Source organism: Bradyrhizobium sp. CCH5-F6, assembly GCF_001556045.1.
Taxonomy (GTDB): Bacteria; Pseudomonadota; Alphaproteobacteria; order Rhizobiales; family Xanthobacteraceae; genus Bradyrhizobium.
In genome coordinates this window covers 1-17,453 of record NZ_LSIC01000178.1, presented here as the reverse complement: position 1 = coordinate 17,453, position 17,453 = coordinate 1, and the positions used below count along the sequence as shown (strand labels likewise).

Here is a 17,453-nt window from a genome sequence, read left to right as displayed (position 1 = left end):
AACAGAGCAGCGCCCGATAGCTGCCAAATGCCCGGGGATGCAGCCGTTTTCGTGACGCGCGCCTGGGCTTAGCCGGCCGGGATGAGGCGCTGTCTCACGAACGTCTCCAGATTGCCGCCTTCGAACAAATGGCCGGGGAGGCCGGCCGCACGAGCGGCTTCGATGTCGCTCTGCTTGTCGCCGATCACCATGCTGCGCGCCATGTCGACTGGAAAGCGCCGCGCGAGATCGGTGATCATGCCCGGCGCCGGCTTGCGCCGGTCGCTGATGCGGCAATAGCGCGCGACGGTTCCGTCGGGGTGATCGGGACAATATTCGAATGCATCGACATGCGCGCCGATCAGCGCCATCTGGTCCGCCATCCAGCGGTGCAGCGCGACCACGTGATGCTCCTCGTAGTAGCCGCGCGCGACGCCGGATTGATTGGTGATGACGAAGGCAAAATAGCCGGCGTCGTTGACGGCCTTCACGGCCTCGCGTGCGCCCTCGATCCATTCGAGCTTGTGCGTCTCGAAAGTGTATCCTGAATCATGGTTGAGCACGCCGTCACGATCGAAAAACACCGCTGGCCGCCGCAGCTTGTCCTGCAATTCCCGGTCAGCGCGTGCGAAATCGTCGGGAATGCCGATGTCGATGAAGTAGCCGCGATAGGCCGTCCCGCGCAGCGCCCCGGATCTGACCAAGCCGGGGAACACGTCCTGCTCGAGCGAAGCGGGAAGCTTCGCGATGTCCGCGACGACGGATTTGTCGACGACGTAGATGCCGGCATTGACGGGGCCTGTGGCGCCTGCACCCGGATCGATGAACTCACGCACGACGTCGCCGTCGAGGATGACGCGCCCGTAGCGATCTCCGACAACGCCGTCGCGCAGTGCCATGTGAACGCGTCCGCCCTGCGCTCGCGCGATCAGGTCGAGCAGGTTGAAGTCGAACAGCGAGTCGCCATTGAGCAGCAGGAAGCGGTCATGCAGAAGGTCGCGCGCATGCACGAGCGCTCCGCCGGTGCCGAGCGGCTCGGTCTCGCGCGACACCAGGACCTTCGCCCGGCCCCTCGCCGCGCCGGCATAGTGGCGCTCGACGATGTCGGCCTTGTGCCCGGCGAGCAAAAGGATCTCGTCGAAAACGTGATAGCGGGCGAGTTCATCGATCAGCGTATCGAGAAACGGTCGGCCGCCGATCTCGAGCATCGGCTTGGGCACCGCCTTGGTGCGCGCGCCAAGCCGCGTACCCAACCCTCCAACGAGGATGACGGCCTGTCTCAACATGATATGTCCTCTTGACAGCGTGAACGATGCGACGTGACGCCAATCTGCAGCAATACGAAGGGCAATTACCGTCGCACTTCATATCAGCGCGAGCAGGGAATGCGAATGACGACCGTCTGCCTGTTGGCGAACAGGATCGGAAACGGACTGGGGCGAAGGGCGTCGGTGATAGGGGCCATCGGCTCCCACGGAGGAAAGTAGCTGAGACGCTGGTCGGCTGCGAGATGGGTCCACTCGATCGTGCGGGGCGTGATGATCACGACGAGCTTCCAGGCATTCTCGCCGGTCCCAAGAATACTCTGGATCGTGGACCTGGCCTCCTCAGGTGGGATTTCAGAGCCGGTTAAGTTGGAAGGGGGCTGGCCTGCCGCCGGCACGCCGCTGACGGATCGCATGATTCCGCCCAAAGCATCGGTCCTGCGCATCTGGAAGAAGGTCTCCGAGTTGATTGCCCCCACCAGGGATGCGATCAGGCTGCAAGTGTTTGAAAGCCGCTGATCTCCCTCGGTCGGCTGCAGAATTGTGCGCACAACCGATTTGGCCCGGTTTGCAATCGTCTCGTTCACAGTATCTAGATTGGAGAACAGATACACGGCCGGCGCGCCCGTGACCGCCTGGACTATGCCCAACGTATACGGATCCGAGAGGATGACTCCATTCCTCAGATTCTCGCGGAGCCAACGAGCCAATTCAAGTTCGTCGGCGTTGTAGTGTGACACGACTGCAGCGCGATCGGGAATCGCGCCGTAACTGTAGCTCCTGATGATGCCGGACAGACCAACTTTATCGACGGCCATGCCCAAGCCTACGATCCCCACCAGAGCGTAGGTGTAGACTCGTTGCGACTGGATCGGGGTCAATAGCGCGAGCGTCATGAGTAGCGCAACGCCTGAAATTTCCATCGGTCGTAGGAACGCCTGATAGCGGGCAAAGGGCAGGTCCGTTCGCCAGGCAAATGCGTAGACCAGAACCACGAGAACGGTCGCAAGCAGCGTGATCGTCGTGGCAACGAGGACCCGCCGATATCGGGAGGGACGGAAATCGATAAGCAATTGACAAAAAACTTCAGTTGCCGTGATCGCGAACAGCGACAATATGATTGCACCGGTGCGATACAAGAATGGGAAGCCGGAGAGCACGGCAAGGCTCAGCCCGCAGCCGGTAATCCAAGACCACACCAGTGTCACGAAGCCTTCGGGTTGCGAACCGATCGCACCCGACGCATTCCGCCGGACAGGTCTGGTCATCCACCACCAAGCGACGCCCAGCGCGATGCAGATGGACAGGAGAGGGCCTATAGCCCGGCCAAGTTCGATCGTTGCAACGAGCGGTCCAGAGCCCAGGAACAGCTCTTCTCCGCCTTGGATCCTTCTGCCCAGGATCAGTTCCGTAATCGAGGAAAAGGTATCGTTGGCGCTCATTGGCTGAATGTAGCCGAAGCGCATTCCCGCCACGCAGACGACAATTCCGAGAATCATCGGGGGCAGCACGAAAGACAGAAGTCGCAGGACCGCGATGCTGGACGACGGCCAGGCGGAAATCATCCGCAAGACGGCAAGATACAGAAGCCAGCTGACCAGAACGATCGGAACGAACAGGTAGGAGCCGCGATGTGCAAGAAGGAGCGTCGCCGGCCAGATGCAACCAAGAAAAAGAGCCCAGCCATACCTTCCGCTGCCGCTCAGCATCCTGAGCAGGAACAGCGCGACTAAGAGCAGCGCAAGTACGAGCGTGTTGTTGTTGAAAGCGAACGCGAGCAGCAGAGTTGCGCCGGCGCTAACGGTCAGCAGCAGGGCGGATCGGACCGACCCGCCGTTTGCGTCATGCCGCGCATTGCCTATCAGCACGCCAAGAAACACAACACTGCTGGCGACGGCGAGGCTGCCGTTTGTCATCAAGACGGCAGCGTTGCTGGTCGCGGAGAAGAAGAAGGCGATCCATTTCCGTGGGGAATTGGAATAGAAGCCCTGCACGAAGCCATAGGAGGCCAAAAGGAAGAACAGGATCGAGCAGAGGCGATAGGTCCAGCTAAATCTCAGGAGGTCGAGGCCGAGCGTTCCAGCGAGGGCGCCTGCGACCGCCGAACGAAGATCGACATATGACTGGGCCGCGTACGGATTGATGACACCACCGTCGGCGTACTCTTGCGCAGTCTTCATCCAGTGGACATCCGCGCCGATGTCCGCATAGGGAAAGTTGGAAAATGCGCCGAACGACCACCACCATGTCATGAGTGCAATCGGTATCGATAGAATGCACCAAATGGCCGCCGTGCGCGCCTCGTCGGGGGCAGGGCTCCAATTGGACCATGACCAGGCAAGTCCGAAGCCGGACACGGCAACCATGGCCACGAATTGAAGCCACATATCGCTCACGAATAGCGATAGTGCTCCGAGCAGGATGCCTGTCGCGGAGGCGCCGACGGTAAACCCGAGAACTATGAACTGAGCCTTCGTGAGCCGACATGCCGTGACGAGTTTCGCCGGCGCAATGGCCAAAATCGAAAGCCCGGTGCCGAGCTGGATCAGGAAGAACAGCAAGGTGAGGGCAAATGTGGTTGTCCACATCGCGAGATCTCTAGAGTAGGGGCCGCTCGGGCGGCCAAGAATTGGCGATCTTCAACTTCCCTTCGACGGGTCGGCTGGGCGACCGACAATCAAGGACCCCAGCGTGAACAGGTCCTCCGGGGAGAAGCTTCTGAAGCGCGGTGCCAATCGTTCCAGGATCTGCTGCTCCGGCGGCCGGCGGTCCGGTTGATCGCTGAGCAGTTCAAACCCGGCCTCTCTGAACAGCTGAAGATACTCGCTGTGGCGCAAACGATTGACGTATTGGAAGCGCGACTGGAAGGGCGACCAATCTTCGTCGGAATAGGTCAGGAAGTTGAACGAGCTGATCGACGGATCGAAGCTCTTGAAGTGGTCGCCGTAGTCGATTTGCATGAGCGCCACTCCGTCAGGTCGCATGATGCGTCGCAGCTCCTTCAAGATGGCCGCGATATCGTTCTTGGGGATGTGCTCGAGCGTTTCGACTGAGACCGCGCAGTCGATCGAACCGGTCGGCAGGCCTGTCGACCGAGCATCGGATGGTGCGCGGTAGTCGATCCGCCAGCAACGCTCGAGATCATCCAGGTAATTGATGGTGGGATGGTCGACACCGCTCAGTCGAGAAATGACGGCGGCATTGGAGCGGATCAGCTCCAGCTTGGCCAAGCGCTCGATGTCGACGGTGATGAAGCGTCCAGCCCCATGTGCACTGAAGGCGAGTGGAACGATCAGATCGCGCCCCGCGCCGAACTCGAAGCAAGTCGAATCCCGCAATGGTCGGAGGCTATACTTCTCGTGTACGCCTAGCAGTCGCTGTGCAAGTGTATAGATGGATCTCACCTGCTTTTCGGGACGCGGCAGCCGCCGTGTTACGTAGCGCTGCAAGGCATAGTGCAGGTCTTCGCCCCGGGGGATCTTTGACAATACCGAGAACGCTCGCGCCTTTGTTTGCCAGCGCACGTCAGCGTTTCCTCGCCGGAATGGCCGTGACTGGATTGATGCAGACGCGCGATCGTTGAAGCACGGTGTAGATCCAGGACAAGCAGATGTTCCGGCCTGTTTCAGCCGGATACCAGGTCACGTAGCGAGTTTTCGGTCATACGGGAGCCGCAGCGGCAATGCAAGGACTCCAAGAGAGGCAGGCTGCGAGCGCCCATAGCGTAGCAGGGGTGTCCTTTGTGTCAGCTTGCTGGCGCAGAGGCAGCGCCTCTTGCCGGTGGCCGGACGTGCTTTTCGAATCGCGCGTGCGGCGCTCGTTCCCGGTTGATTCCCCTTTCGGCTCAGCGTAAACAGGCCCAGAAATCGCGTCGACGTTTTGGCATGCGGGCGAAAGCGTCGCGTGTGATTGTGCAAAGCCGCCGGCCGGTTCGGTCCATACCGATCCCTTAGCTCTCGCGCCGAGTCTTGTCGAATGCCCGGTGATTTGTTGATTGGCGAAGCCGTTGCCAGAGGCTATCCGCCCGCTGTGCTCTATCTGCGCAACGACGAGACCGTTACGACGGAAGTTTGCGCATTCAACTACTTCTCGGTCTTCATGAAAGATCATCCCGACGTTGATGCGCACGTCTGGTTCTTTGATGGAGCAGGCGCGCCGGCGGGCTATTTCCACCGGGAACTCGGCATCAACGGACAGCTGCAATTGCAGACTTCGGAGCTGTGTCCGCGGGTTTCCGGAACCGTGGCCATGACGCTGATTCCGAAGCACGAGACCAGGCTTCGTCCCGGGCGGAAGGTGACCACTGGCTACTACGCACAATATTTCTCGCAGCACGGCGCGGTGACGTTGTCGCACGAGCGCGAGCCAGTCGCGGCAGCGCCGTTCCCCACTTCTGCCTGGATGCAATCCTATCTCACGCGATTCCTGAAGGAGTCGGGCGTCGTGCTCGTGAATTCCTGCATGGCGTCGGAAGGCGTCTCGGTTGGGACGGCTCGCCTCATGGCCTTGGACGGCACTGCATTGGGTCAGCGTACGCTGCCGGAAATCGCGCCGATGGGAGCCGTCCGCATCAGCACGCTGGATCTTTTCCCTGAGGCGGAAAGGCTGGTCGGCGCGGCCGAAGGTTTTGCCTTGGAATTTAAAGGCACGAACATCGCCAGTCCGTTCAGCTATTATGAGTTTGCCAACGGCAAATTCAGCTTGCATCATTTTTAGAGGGCGCGTCCGTGACTCGTTTCCCGTCCAGTCCCTGGAAGCCCTACGAGCCCAGATTCATGTTCCCGACCTTTGCTGGCGTCGAGTCGCGTATGGGTTTCTCGATTCCCGCCTGGTATCGCCCCGTCGACATCAGATATCTTCGCAGCCTGGTCGCCGGTAGCCTGCGCAAGAATTTTCGCGAAACCGTCAAGGATCTCGTTCCCGAGCTCGCCAGTCTGATCGCCTCGGGCTTCAGCAAGAAGCTAAAATTCAAGCTGCACATTCTCTCGCGCGATGGCGCGTACCGGGCGACCTACGAGTTTCCGGAGGACTACGCGCCGGGCGCTTCCGTCGAAATCGAACTGTCGCGTCTTTTCGCCTCGCTCAAGCTGCCGCAGGACGATTATCTGGTCATCGCTGTGATGTCGCGCGGACGCATGGACGGCTTCCGTTCTTCGCCTGCCAGCTATTCGATGACCTATGTCGATCAGGACAACGTCGCGATCTATCGCACCGGCGCATTTGCTCGACCCTTGAACGAGGGCCGGCTCAAGGCGCATGTCGGCTTCACTGGTATCAATCCGAAGATCATTGCGACCAGCGACATCGTCAGCAGCGTGATGCTGATCAATCACTCCTCCGATCCCGAATATGCTCATTCGGCGCGGCCGACGTCGAAGCTGGTCCGCGGAGACGGCGAGCAGATCGAGGCCGATTTCGGCGAAATTCCACCGCTCGGGGCGCGTGAGATGTCGGTCGTTGATATGTTCGGCGGCCGCGTGTTCGATTTTCTCAAGCCGTTCGGCGGTCGCGGGACAACAGTTACCACTTGCACCGGAATGACGCTCGCGAGCCTGCATCTGCAACGCACCAACGACAATCGGCGCACGTTGCTGGGCATCGAGCACTCGCGACCTGCGCACATGAATCTCGCCGGCATTCTGCAGCATTAGATTGAGCAAGCCAATTGTCACAGCGCGAATCCCAGACGCCGCCGCCTAGCTTTCTAAGTCGTTTGATCAACTTCGACGAGGATATGTCGACACCTTCGCTTCGGCTTATGCTGGGATTTTGGGTCGTCACCAACATCCTGGTGATAGCGTGGTGGCGCCTTGAGCTTTCCGACAGGTGGCTCCCCGGCGCATGGCGCTACCTCGGAATTGCAATTTTCGTAATCGTTGCGCTCGCTCCGCTTGTCCTTCTTTTTTTGATCCGGCGCAGCTTCGTCAATCCCGTGGTCCTTGGTCTACTCGTGAGCTGTTGCCTCGCGGCATCTATCACTGGGCATGAGGCGAATCTGCTGCGCGATCAGATGCAGTTCAGCCTCGATCACGAGCGCGAGTTCGCTCACATGAATCTCGTCGAAGGCGTCATGCGGCCACTGATCTCGAAGATCGTAGAAATCTACGTTCAGGTTCTAGGCGACGACCATCTCAGAGGATCGACGTACCGAACGCATATCGCGATCAACTACATGTTCGATTCACTGTCATTCCTCGCCGTATTTGGACTCGCGACCCTCCTGTTGTCGCGGACCTCGGCCTGGATCTGCCTTTTCCTGTTTGCATTTTACACGCAGACTGCCATTTATCCGGGGCGCATGGGCCCCGTATTCCTCGCTGGTGGATTGTTTTGGTTGCTTTTTTTGATCGTGTCCCGGCGCTACCCCGCCGCCATCATCTCAGGGTTGATCATCAGCTTCGCGCGCGCAGATATCGTGTTCGCACCCGCCTTCGCTTTGCTGGGCTTGGCGGCGTTCGAGCGGCGTTGGCCTAGCGCGAAAGAGTGGGGGGTGTTTGCCGCGCTGATCAGTGTTTCTCTGGCGGTACCAAAGTTGCTGATCTGGATGCATCCCGGAACTGATTTTGGATCGTTCCTGGTCACGAAAGGCGACTTCAGCAAGCTGGTGGTTAATCTTCAAACAATGAAGCTCGTGGTGGCCATCGCCAGTCCCGTGCTCGCAATCGTCATCGTTAGGACGTTTGCGCTCACTCGGACGATCGCCGTGGTCGGCTCAGCTTGCCTCGTCCATGTAGGGCTGGTCTTTGTGATCGCCGATTTTTCCGAGACGCGACTGATCGTGCCTGCGCTGGCGGGTCTCACCTTCGTGGCCAGCGAAGGGCTTGGGAAGTTGCTGGAAGGAAGGAATGAGGCCAATCCGGCGGCGGCTGAGAGCGGAGACCGATCGCACGCCGCCAAGGGGTGAGAGGTTGAAGCCGAGGAGCCGACTAGCTGGAGGGGTGTCACCGTCCTGCTGACGAGTCTCTCAGAAGCAGCGCTTTGAGGTCTTTTCCCACTATGTGTTCGCCGCAGACGCTGAGATGATCGGAATCTCTGTACATCAGGCAATCGCCGTCCAGCAGTCCCCGTGCACCCTGATCAATGACATCGGAGAAGGGTATGTAATGGAAGTTTCTTCGTTTTAGGCCAATCTGGTCGCGAAGGTGCTTGTCGAGGGCCGAAAAGATGTCCACCGTCGCGGGATTGAGATGGAATCCTCGGCGCGCAACCCGCTTCATGTTTTCAAAGTCGCGGAAGTCCATTCTCGATTCGATAAATGGACCCAGCCAGATTGTCTTGGTCATGTTGGAAATGGTTTGCAGGTAATCGATCGTCATGGCGATCGGGCGTTCGTTGAAGTGGTACTTGCCTCCATATCTCAAAACATCGGCGGGCTCCTGTCGATTGTGTTCATCGACCACGAGGTGAGATCCGGAGAAATGCAGTATGACCGTCTCGACGAACTCGCGATGAGTCTCCATGAATTTATCGAACGCTAGATAGGGACATTCGGGAATCCTGGCCCAGGGCCGACATCCAGGGCCGACCAAGCCTACGACGAATTTGGCATAGTTGTTCCTGAACAACGCATTGTAGATGTTCATCGCATGTGAATCGCCGAGAACAATGGTTGCAGGTCCGAATCTTTTCGAACAATCGATGATCCGGTTCCATGCGGCGGGCTCGAACTGCGTTGTCCAGAATACGCAATCGCCGTCTGAACCCATGTCCTTGAAGAAATCGCCACCGGTGTTGCGTTCCAGCAATTCGGACAGACGGCGAGTTTCGTCGCTGCTGAAGTATGGTCGTTGTTCTTCGAATCCGTTCGTGCCGATCGCAGCGATGCTAATGCCGGCAAGGCAGGACATTCCAAGCGAGCAAAGTGCAGCCAGTGTTGGCCCTCTCAACCACTTTCGATCTCTGGCCGGCTGCTCGATAAACCGGTAGGTCGCGACGGCAAGCACGAGAGAAATCGCGGTCAGCGCCAAAGCCAGCTCGACGCTAGGCCGGTCGAAGCCGCTCAATCGAGCGAAAACCAACACCGGCTGATGCCATAAATAGGCGCTGTAGCTAATGAGGCCGATCGATACCGGAGTTCGACTTCCCAGGAGCTTGCCGGTTCTCGTCTCGGCGCTTGCGAATGCGATGATTAGGGAAGCCCCAAGTACCGGTGGCAGCGCGCGGAACCCAGGGTATCGAACTTCCCCGTGGTCGAGAAGGCTGTAACCGATAAGCGCGATCCCGACGACAACGAAAATGTCGAGCGCGGTATTTGGCAGTTCAGCCCTCAATTTCGTCACGGGCCATAACGCCAGAACGGCGCCAATGAGCAACTCCCAGAGGCGGCTCGGTATCAGATAGAAGGTAGCCTCCTTGGTCTGAGGGCCCCATTGGGCATAGGCAATGCTCGCGAGCGCAATCGCGGCGAACAGCATGCCTGCTCGCCTGCGGCCAAATCGCAAGGCGCCCATCAGCAGAATGGGGAACGCCAGGTAAAACTGCTCTTCGACGCCGAGGCTCCACGTATGCAACAGCGGCTTCAGTTCGGCGGCCCTGTCGAAGTACCCACTCTGCGCCCAGAAAAAGACATTCGACCCGAACGCGCACACGGCGATCACGCTCTTCGAGAATTCGGTCACCTCGCGTGGAAGCATGAAGGCGAGAACGAAAGGAACGCAGGCGAGTAGAACCACGATGAGTGCTGGCAATATTCTCCGGGCCCGCCTTTCGTAGAAGGCTGCGAACGTGAATCTGCCGTCCTCCATCTCCGTGCTGATGATGGATGTGATCAGGTAGCCGCTAATGACGAAGAATATGTCGACGCCAAGGTAGCCTCCCGGGACGGCATTCAGTCCGGCGTGGAAGAGAATAACCGAGAGAACGGCGATCGCTCTAAGGCCATCGATTTCGGGGCGATAATACACTTGGTGCCGCTACCACACGCTCCGTCCGCCATCCATCACCAAGTTCTGTCCCGTCATGTAGCTCGAGGCATCCGAGCACAGGAATTGCACGGCGGCGCGGTACTCGTCGACATCGGCCATGCGGCCCATCGGGATCAGGCGCGTCAGTCGCTCGACGAAGGCGGGATCCTGGTTGTTGAAGACGCCGCCGGGGGAGATCGCGTTGACGCGGACGCCGTGGTCGGCCCAGTAGGTCGCCAGATATTTCGTCAACCCGATCAGGCCGTGCTTGATCACCGAGTAAGTCACGGGTTTCACCGGCTGCTCCTCCTCGCGCGTCACCTGCGGCTGGCGGTAGATTCGCTGGTCCGGCGCGATCACGCCGAGATCGGAGGCGATGTTGAGGATCACGCCGCGGCCGCGCGTTGCCATCGCGCCGCCGAACACCTGGGCGCACAGCATCGCGCCGGTCAGGCCCACGGCGATTTCGGTCTGCCATTGCGGCACCGGAAACGCCTCGAAGCGGGACGAATGCATCACGCCGGGTGCGGAGGTCACCTTGGGGTCGATCGCCGCGTTGTTGACGAGGATGTCGACGGAGACGCCGCGTCCGGAAAGCTGCTCGTCTGCGGCCCGCACCGAGTCGAGTGTCGTGACGTCGATCGCAAGCGCGATCAGGTCGGCGGACGGCGCGTTTTGCTTGAGCGCGGCAACGGCCGCTTCAGCCTGCGCAAGCCCAACGTCGGTCACGATGACGCGCGCGCCGGCCTCTGAAAGCGCGGCGACATGCTGCCGCCCGAGAAGGCCGCCTGCGCCGGTCACGAGGGCGGTGCGGCCGGTCAGGTCGTAGCGTGAGGACGGGCTTGCCATCGGGAGGCTCCTGTTCAACTGCGCAGCTGACCGCCGTCGGCGACCATCACGCTGCCGGTGATGAACGAAGCGCGGGGCGAGGCGAGAAAAGCGACGAGGTCGGCGATCTCTTCCGGCTTTCCCAGCCGGCGCAGCGCCACATCGCGGACGAGCATCTCCTCGACCGCAGCTCTGTCCTCGGCGATCTTGCGCGCCCAGGTGCCGTCCGCGGCCAGGATGTTGCCCGGTGCTACCGCATTGATGCGGATGCCTTCGAGCGCCAGCGGCCGGGCCAGGCCGCGCACGGTCGCATTCAGCGCGGCTTTCGCTGCATAGTAGGTGACGGGCGCGCCAAGCGCCGCCATGCCCGCGATCGAAGAGATGCAGACGATGGCCCGATCGCCGCCGCCGCGTGCCATCAGCGGCCGGCCCGCCTCGATCATGTTGGTGGTGGCGAAGAGATTGAGGTCCATCATCCGCGCCCACTCCGCCGCAGTTTCCTTTCCGGGGGGCACGGAAGCGCCACTGCCGACGTTACAGACGAGGACGTCGAGACGCCCCCACTGCCGTTCGACCTCGTGCACCAGTCTCGCGGCGGCAGCCGGATCGGTGACATCGGCCACGTGTACAGATGTGCTGCCGCCGACCGCGGCCCGTGCGGCATCCAGCCCATCTGCGCGGCGCGCGGCGAGCGCGACCTTGGCGCCTTCCGCAGCGAGCGTCGTCGCGATCGCAAGCCCGATCCCGCGGCTGGCGCCAGTGACGAGAGCGACGCGATCGTTCAGCTCGAGCTTCATCGCATCGCATCCTCGATCCAGCGAACCGTCATGTCGCGATATTTCGCGAGCGCGCCTGCGTGGTCACCGTCGCTGGCTCGTGCGGTTTGCAGGATGTATTGGCCCTTGTAGCCAGATCGCTCGATCAGCCGGATCGTCTTCGCCAGATCGGCATCGCCGGTGCCGAGCGGAACGGTGGTGCCGCCCCTGACACGGTCCTTCACGTGCACGTTGAGAATGCGCGGCGCGTAAGCGTCGATCTCCTCGGCGCTGTCGTAGCCGAGCGAAGCGCTGTTGCCGCTGTCGTAGTTGATGCCGAAAACCTCTGCCGGAAACGCCTCCATGAAATGCGCGAGCTCGCGTGGCGGCAGATCGGACTCGAAGACGATCCTGACATTGCGCCTTGCAAGTGTCTGCGAACGCGCGAGCAGCACGCGCTTCAACGTATCGCTCTCGCTCTGGCGCTCGATCTTGCCGTTGTCGACCAGTGGGACCACGACGAATTCGATGCCGACGCGGCTACAGGCGGCGATCAGGAGGTCGAGGTCGGCGACGAGCGCGTCGCGCACGACGGCGTCGACCTTCCAGAACGGCGCCTGCATGAAACAGTCGCCGGTCAAGCTCGGGATCCGCACGGCGTTCTCCCGCGACAACGCCAGAATCTCCTGCTGTCCCGGCTCGGTCATCAACGGATTTTCGCGAAGCCGTTCCTGATCGATGGTCCACTCCATCCGCGTCAGGCCGAGCGCCTTGGCGCGGGGAAATTCCTCGCGCCATTCGTTCCACGGGAATGCCTGGATCTTGCCGTCGACCAGTGCCGACAGGCGTCCTTGCATGAAACCGATGCGTTGCAGTGTTGCGGTCACGATGTGCTGTCCGAGCTGATGGCGAGACCCTTGCTGGTCCAGCCGCCGTCGATGAAGATCTCCTGGCCGGTCACATAGGCGGAGGCTTCCGATGCCAGAAAAACGGCGGCGCCCACCATGTCGCCGGGCTGCCCCCAGCGGCCGAGCATGGTGTGGCGACGCCTCGCCTCGTGCATGACGGGATCGGCAAAGCTCTTCGCGGTCATCCCGGTCGCGACGTAGCCCGGCGCGAGCGCGTTGACGCGGATGCCGTCGGCGGCATAGTCGGCGGCGAGCGCGCGCGTCAGCCCGGCGAGGCCTGCCTTCGCCGCCACGTAGCCGGGGTTGCCGGGAAAGCCGCGGACAGAGTTGATGCTGGTGACGTTGACGATTGCGGCCGAGCCGGCGTTCTTCAGGAGCGGATAGGCGGCGAGGATGGTGGCGTAGACGCCGGTAAGATCGGTTGCGACCGTGGCGCGGAAGCGCGCGAGCTCGCTTTCGGCGCTCTGGGCCGGAAGACTGATGCCGGCGGCATTCACGAGTGCGTCGATGCGTTCGCCCTTTGCCGCAATGGCGCGGAACGCGCTTTCGATCGCTCCGTCGTCGGAGAGGTCGCAGGCAATGGCGGTGACGCCCTGCGGCGCGGTGCCGGACCGGCTGAGGCCGAACACCGTTGCACCCGCATCCTGCAGGCCGCTCGCAATCGCCGCGCCAATGCCGCGCGAAGCGCCGGTGACGACCACGATCTTGCCTGCGAGAGAGAACGCGCTGAGATCAGGCATAGCCGTAACTGCGCATGATGGCGGCGCACAGCTTGACGTCCTCGGGGCGGTCGATCTGGAACATCTTGTGGCGCTCCATCACGTGGAAGCCGATCTTGCCGCCGAGACGATTGTTCTGCTCGCGCAGGAGGGATGGGATCAGGACGTAGAACGAGCCGTTCTCGAGATAGCGCTTCTCGATCTGCTGCCGCATGCGGCGGTTGCGATAGTCGTAGTTGATCGGCTCCGGTCCGCTCGCGCCGATCCGCCAGTTGAAGTAGTCCTCGACCTCACAGACTGAAAGCAGGCTGTCGAGATGGTCGTGATCGAAGGTCGCAAGCGCGCTCTCGATGTCGCCGGGCTCGCGGATCGGCGATGTGGCCTGAAGTGCGACGACGCGCTCGAACCGTCCCATTCGCGCCTCGGTCGCATCAAGGGCATGCAGCCAGGCGGATTCGGAGGAGGCGAGGTCGCCCGAAATGTTGTCCGGACGCCGTACGCCGACGGCTCCGGCGGCCTCGGCCGCGGCGAGGATATTGTCGCTGTCCGACGAGACCGCCACCACGTCGACGCCGCGTGCGGCGCGTGCCTGCTCGACCGTCCAGGCGATCAGCGGCTTGCCGCAGAGATCGAGCAGGTTCTTGTGCGGGATCCCCTTGGAGCCGCCCCGCGCGGCGATCACGGCCAGCGTCTTGCGCGCCATCAGATGTGCCCCTCGAGACGCTCGAGCGCGGTCCAGAAGCCTTCGCCCATGTTCTTGTGGCCCTGCCATATTTCGGGAATGAACGATGCCGTCGGCGCATGCTTGCGCAGCACCTGTCCGATCTCGTCGAAATCGATCTCGCCTTCGCCGATCTGGAGACCTTCGCCGTCGAGCCCCTTGGCGTCGCCGAAATGCAGATGCGCGGTGTGCGGCCCGAGTTGGGCCAGGCCTTGTGCGAAGTCGAAGCCGAAATGGTTGGCGGCGAGCTTGGTGTGGGAGATATCGACGCACATGCGCAGATCATGCTTGGCGCAGAACGCGGCCGATTCCTCAGGAAAGATGAAGATGTTCTGATGACGCTGGCCGCCGAAATGCCAGGGGAACGGCGCCATGGTCTGCGGCGTCAGCTCGACGCCGTCCATGTCGAGCTCGGTCAAGCTCTGGGCAAAGATGCGGTAACGCTCGGCTTTCTCCTCCGGCGACAGCGGCTCGTCCATGGTGAAGCCGCCGATATTGGCGACGATCGGCGGGCGCCTGGTCTTGGGAAAGAACTTCTTGAGGCCGCGGGTGATGTCGATCACAGCCTGCGTCTGCTCCAGCGAGTAGCGCCGCAGCGCCTCGTCGGGTGTTGCGAGGTCCATGAGCTTGGAGCCGGCAAACAGCTCCGGCGCATGCACGACGAAGCCGAGATCATAGGTGCCGGACAGATAGGCCGCGGGATCGCGTTCCATGTCGCTGTAGCTGAGATGGAATTCGATGATGTCGGGCTCGCAGATCTCCAGGAAGCGCGCGGTGTCGTGATAGCGTACCGGCACACCCCATGGGCGGTCGAAGCGGTATCGCCGTGCCTTTGCGACGCCCTCGTCGAGATCGCTCTGGAAGAAATAGTCATCCGCGGTCATCGTTCGCGTCAGCTTGCGGCCGAGCAGCGCCGGCATCTTCAGCGGCGACAGTCCCTGTCCCGGGCTCTTCACGGCGATGTCGCCTTCGGAGATCACGGTGCCGGCCGACAGGTCGCGCGCCGCCACCAGGCTCTTGGCGAGGTTTTCGCGGTTGATCAGCTCGCCCTGGCTCAGCGCACGTTCCGCGAGCTTCTCGCCGCGCGCCGCTTCGACCTCGCGGATGCCGGAGACGAGCGCCCTGAATTCCTCCGGCTCCAGGCTCGCGGCATGGTCCGGACCTTCCATCTCGCGGTCGAGCGTGATGTGGCGTTCGATGACGACGGCGCCGAGCGCGACGGCCGCAATCGAAACGGCAATGCCGCGCTCGTGACCGGAATAGCCGACGACAGGGTGGATCTCGCGCAGCGTCTCCATGAAACGCAGATGGATGTTGTGGAGCGCTGCCGGATAGGTGCTCTGGCAGTGCAGGAGCACGTAGTTGGCATTGCGGTCGTCGAGGAATTTCGCCGCGACCTTGATCTCGTCCGTCGTGCTCATGCCGGTCGAGACGATCAGCGTCTTGCCGGTCGCGGCGAGGCGAGCGAGCAGCGGCAGGTTGGTGAGGTCGGCCGAGGCGACCTTGTAGGCCTGTACGCCGAAGCCTTCGAGCACGGCGACGCTCTTGGCGTCCCAGGGCGTGCAGAGGTACTGGATACCCTTCGCTGCGCAATATTCGGCGATCGCTTTCTGTTGCGCGGTCGGCAGCTCGAAGCGGCGCAAGAGATCCAGCGTATACTCGACCGCGAGATCGTCGTCCTTCCCGGACAGGCTCGAGGCGCGATACACCTCGTCGAGCTTGCGCATCTGGAATTTGGCGCAATCGGCCCCGGCCGCGACCGCGGCATCGACCAGCGCAATGGCGCGGTCGAAATCGCCATTATGGTTGTTGCCGATTTCGGCGATGACGTAGCAGGGTTCATCGTCGCCCAGAAGACGGTTGCCGATTCGGACCAAGGCGGGCTGTTTGGGCGATGTCATCAACATTCTCGTCTCATATGCGTCAGGCCAGCCGCGCGGGAAAGCGCGACTTCCACGTCCGCAACCCGTTCTCCTCGAACATGATGCGCGAACAGCTGTGCCCCTCCTGTTCCAGCGCCGCGATGAGCTGGTAGCGCTCGAATGGACGTACGAAGAACAGGAAGTAGCCGCCGCCGCCGGCGCCCAGCAGCTTGCCGCCGACCGCGCCGTGCTGCTTTGCGAAATCGTAGATCGCGTCGATCGCGTCCGACGAGATCTTCGAGCTCAGCTTCCGCTTGGCGTGCCAGGCCTCGTCGATCAGCCGGCCGCATTCCAGGAGCTGGCCGCGCAGCAGATGCCGTCTTATGTCGCGCGTCACTTCCTTCTGTTTGGCCGCCGCGGCGACGGCGTCGCTGGTCTCGTGCTGGGCCTTCTGATCGCGGTGAATGGCGCCGGAATCGCGGCCGGAGCCGGTATAGCAGAGCACCAGGCTCTCCTCGAGCTCGGCGATGATGTTGGGATCCAGACGAAGCGGCACGATGGTGTTCTGGTCCGAGAAGAACTCCATGTGGTTGAAGCCGCCGAACACGGTGGCGTACTGATCCTGCCAGCCGCCGGGAATGTTGAGCATCAGCCGCTCGGCCTGGAACGCCATCTCCGCGATCTCGTGGCGGTCCCACTGATCCCCGCGGAATTCGTTGAAGCAGCCGATGATCGCGGACGAGACCACCGCCGAACCGCCGAGGCCGGAGCCGACCGGGAAGTCGGCGGACACCTCGAGCTCGAATCCGTAAGTCGGCTTGATCAGGCGCACGACCGACTTGATCAGCGCGAGATCTCCGCCCGCTTCGAGTTCTGCGAGATTGTCGGCCTCGACCGTGCAGCGGAAGTCGTGCGAGTAGATGCGGATGCTGGGATCGCTGCGGCGCCGCAGCGTCGCATGAGCGTACATCTTGATCGTGGCGCTGATGACCGCGCCTCCGTCATTCGCCACGAAGTAGTGGGTCAGGTCGGTGCCGCCGCCGGAGAAGCTGATCCGCACCGGCGAGCGGGCGCGGGCGAACACCTCGCTCTCCTCCGACAGGTTGAACAGCTCGCGGCTGAAGACGTCGACCAGCCGTCCCTCGCCATCGAGGATCGGCACCACGTGCACGCGCTGGTCGAGCAGCTTGAGGATCTGCTCGCGCGGTCCGCCGGTCGGCGCCCAGACGAAGTTGCGATTGATGCAAGTCGCAACCCGGTCGTGGATCGTGATGCCGGTCAGCATGCGCCTGCGGATGTCGCCGTCCGTCACCGCACCGACGATTCGTCCACTCGTGTCCTGCGCGAACAGGATGCCGAGCATGTTGGCATTCAGGCGCCGAAAGGCTTCCTCAATGGTCTCGGTCTCGGCGATGGTGACGAGGGTTCGTTCAAGCACGTTTGGGGTCCAGGAGGGGTCGATTCTGTTGAAAAAGGCCGCAGTTGCGACTCAGAGACAGCAGTGATTCAATCT

14 protein-coding genes are annotated in these 17,453 nt (G+C 61.8%); 3 read left to right on the top strand and 11 right to left on the bottom strand.

The window, feature by feature from the left end; all coding sequences use genetic code 11:
- Positions 1–68 precede the first annotated feature (68 nt).
- From AX729_RS30015 to AX729_RS30005, 3 genes are all read right to left on the bottom strand, one after another.
- On the bottom strand, positions 69–1,265 hold the full coding sequence (locus AX729_RS30015; RefSeq protein ID WP_061027798.1) for an HAD-IIIA family hydrolase: 1,197 nt from the start codon (positions 1,263–1,265) through the stop codon (positions 69–71).
- An 83-nt stretch (positions 1,266–1,348) separates the two neighbouring features.
- Complete coding sequence (locus AX729_RS30010; RefSeq protein ID WP_061027797.1) at positions 1,349–3,832, bottom strand: hypothetical protein; 2,484 nt, start codon at positions 3,830–3,832, stop codon at positions 1,349–1,351.
- Positions 3,833–3,883: 51 nt separating this feature from the next.
- The gene (locus tag AX729_RS30005; RefSeq protein ID WP_197433712.1) at positions 3,884–4,768 is read right to left on the bottom strand and encodes a class I SAM-dependent methyltransferase; all 885 of its coding nucleotides are present in this window, start codon (positions 4,766–4,768) and stop codon (positions 3,884–3,886) included.
- A gap of 451 nt (positions 4,769–5,219) precedes the next feature.
- Between AX729_RS30005 and AX729_RS30000 the strand changes: the two genes are divergently transcribed.
- From AX729_RS30000 to AX729_RS29990, 3 genes are all read left to right on the top strand, one after another.
- The gene (locus AX729_RS30000) at positions 5,220–5,960 is read left to right on the top strand and encodes a hypothetical protein (RefSeq protein WP_061027795.1); all 741 of its coding nucleotides are present in this window, start codon (positions 5,220–5,222) and stop codon (positions 5,958–5,960) included.
- A gap of 92 nt (positions 5,961–6,052) precedes the next feature.
- Positions 6,053–6,895 (top strand): hypothetical protein, encoded by an 843-nt coding sequence (locus AX729_RS29995; RefSeq protein WP_245325463.1) that lies wholly within the window; start codon positions 6,053–6,055, stop codon positions 6,893–6,895.
- A 14-nt stretch (positions 6,896–6,909) separates the two neighbouring features.
- Positions 6,910–8,148, top strand: a complete 1,239-nt coding sequence (locus AX729_RS29990) for a hypothetical protein (protein ID WP_197433711.1) — start codon at positions 6,910–6,912, stop codon at positions 8,146–8,148.
- A 37-nt stretch (positions 8,149–8,185) separates the two neighbouring features.
- Here AX729_RS29990 and AX729_RS38305 read toward each other — a convergent pair whose 3' ends face one another.
- The 8 genes from AX729_RS38305 to AX729_RS29950 are packed head-to-tail and all read right to left on the bottom strand — an operon-like array spanning position 8,186 to position 17,378.
- Complete coding sequence (locus AX729_RS38305) at positions 8,186–10,147, bottom strand: acyltransferase family protein (protein ID WP_063817311.1); 1,962 nt, start codon at positions 10,145–10,147, stop codon at positions 8,186–8,188.
- Positions 10,148–10,156: 9 nt separating this feature from the next.
- Complete coding sequence (locus AX729_RS29980) at positions 10,157–10,996, bottom strand: SDR family oxidoreductase (protein ID WP_061027792.1); 840 nt, start codon at positions 10,994–10,996, stop codon at positions 10,157–10,159.
- Between the two features lie 14 nt (positions 10,997–11,010).
- Complete coding sequence (locus tag AX729_RS29975) at positions 11,011–11,772, bottom strand: SDR family NAD(P)-dependent oxidoreductase (RefSeq protein ID WP_061027791.1); 762 nt, start codon at positions 11,770–11,772, stop codon at positions 11,011–11,013.
- Complete coding sequence (locus tag AX729_RS29970) at positions 11,769–12,617, bottom strand: sugar phosphate isomerase/epimerase family protein (RefSeq protein ID WP_061027790.1); 849 nt, start codon at positions 12,615–12,617, stop codon at positions 11,769–11,771. Before AX729_RS29970 ends, AX729_RS29975 begins: the two co-directional genes overlap by 4 nt.
- Positions 12,614–13,378, bottom strand: coding sequence for an SDR family oxidoreductase (locus AX729_RS29965; protein ID WP_061027789.1), 765 nt, complete (start codon positions 13,376–13,378; stop codon positions 12,614–12,616). The genes AX729_RS29970 and AX729_RS29965 overlap by 4 nt, the downstream gene beginning before the upstream one ends.
- Entirely contained in the window at positions 13,371–14,060 is a 690-nt protein-coding gene (locus tag AX729_RS29960; protein ID WP_061027788.1) for an acylneuraminate cytidylyltransferase family protein, read from the bottom strand. Before AX729_RS29960 ends, AX729_RS29965 begins: the two co-directional genes overlap by 8 nt.
- Positions 14,060–15,979: an N-acetylneuraminate synthase family protein gene (locus AX729_RS29955; protein WP_245325460.1), complete on the bottom strand. Its 1,920-nt coding sequence runs from the start codon at positions 15,977–15,979 to the stop codon at positions 14,060–14,062. The genes AX729_RS29960 and AX729_RS29955 overlap by 1 nt, the downstream gene beginning before the upstream one ends.
- A 22-nt stretch (positions 15,980–16,001) precedes the next feature.
- Positions 16,002–17,378: a GHMP family kinase ATP-binding protein gene (locus AX729_RS29950; RefSeq protein ID WP_061027786.1), complete on the bottom strand. Its 1,377-nt coding sequence runs from the start codon at positions 17,376–17,378 to the stop codon at positions 16,002–16,004.
- Positions 17,379–17,453: the final 75 nt, after the last annotated feature.

Bases quoted from the DNA above. Each gene is read 5' to 3' on its own strand.
- AX729_RS30015 (WP_061027798.1), bottom strand. From the start codon at position 1,265: ATGTTGAGACAGGCCGTCATCCTCGTTGGAGGGTTGGGTACGCGGCTT.
- AX729_RS30010 (WP_061027797.1), bottom strand. From the start codon at position 3,832: ATGTGGACAACCACATTTGCCCTCACCTTGCTGTTCTTCCTGATCCAG.
- AX729_RS30000 (WP_061027795.1), top strand. From the start codon at position 5,220: ATGCCCGGTGATTTGTTGATTGGCGAAGCCGTTGCCAGAGGCTATCCG.
- AX729_RS29995 (WP_245325463.1), top strand. From the start codon at position 6,053: ATGGGTTTCTCGATTCCCGCCTGGTATCGCCCCGTCGACATCAGATAT.
- AX729_RS29980 (WP_061027792.1), bottom strand. From the start codon at position 10,996: ATGGCAAGCCCGTCCTCACGCTACGACCTGACCGGCCGCACCGCCCTC.
- AX729_RS29975 (WP_061027791.1), bottom strand. From the start codon at position 11,772: ATGAAGCTCGAGCTGAACGATCGCGTCGCTCTCGTCACTGGCGCCAGC.
- AX729_RS29965 (WP_061027789.1), bottom strand. From the start codon at position 13,378: ATGCCTGATCTCAGCGCGTTCTCTCTCGCAGGCAAGATCGTGGTCGTC.
- AX729_RS29960 (WP_061027788.1), bottom strand. From the start codon at position 14,060: ATGGCGCGCAAGACGCTGGCCGTGATCGCCGCGCGGGGCGGCTCCAAG.
- AX729_RS29955 (WP_245325460.1), bottom strand. From the start codon at position 15,979: ATGACATCGCCCAAACAGCCCGCCTTGGTCCGAATCGGCAACCGTCTT.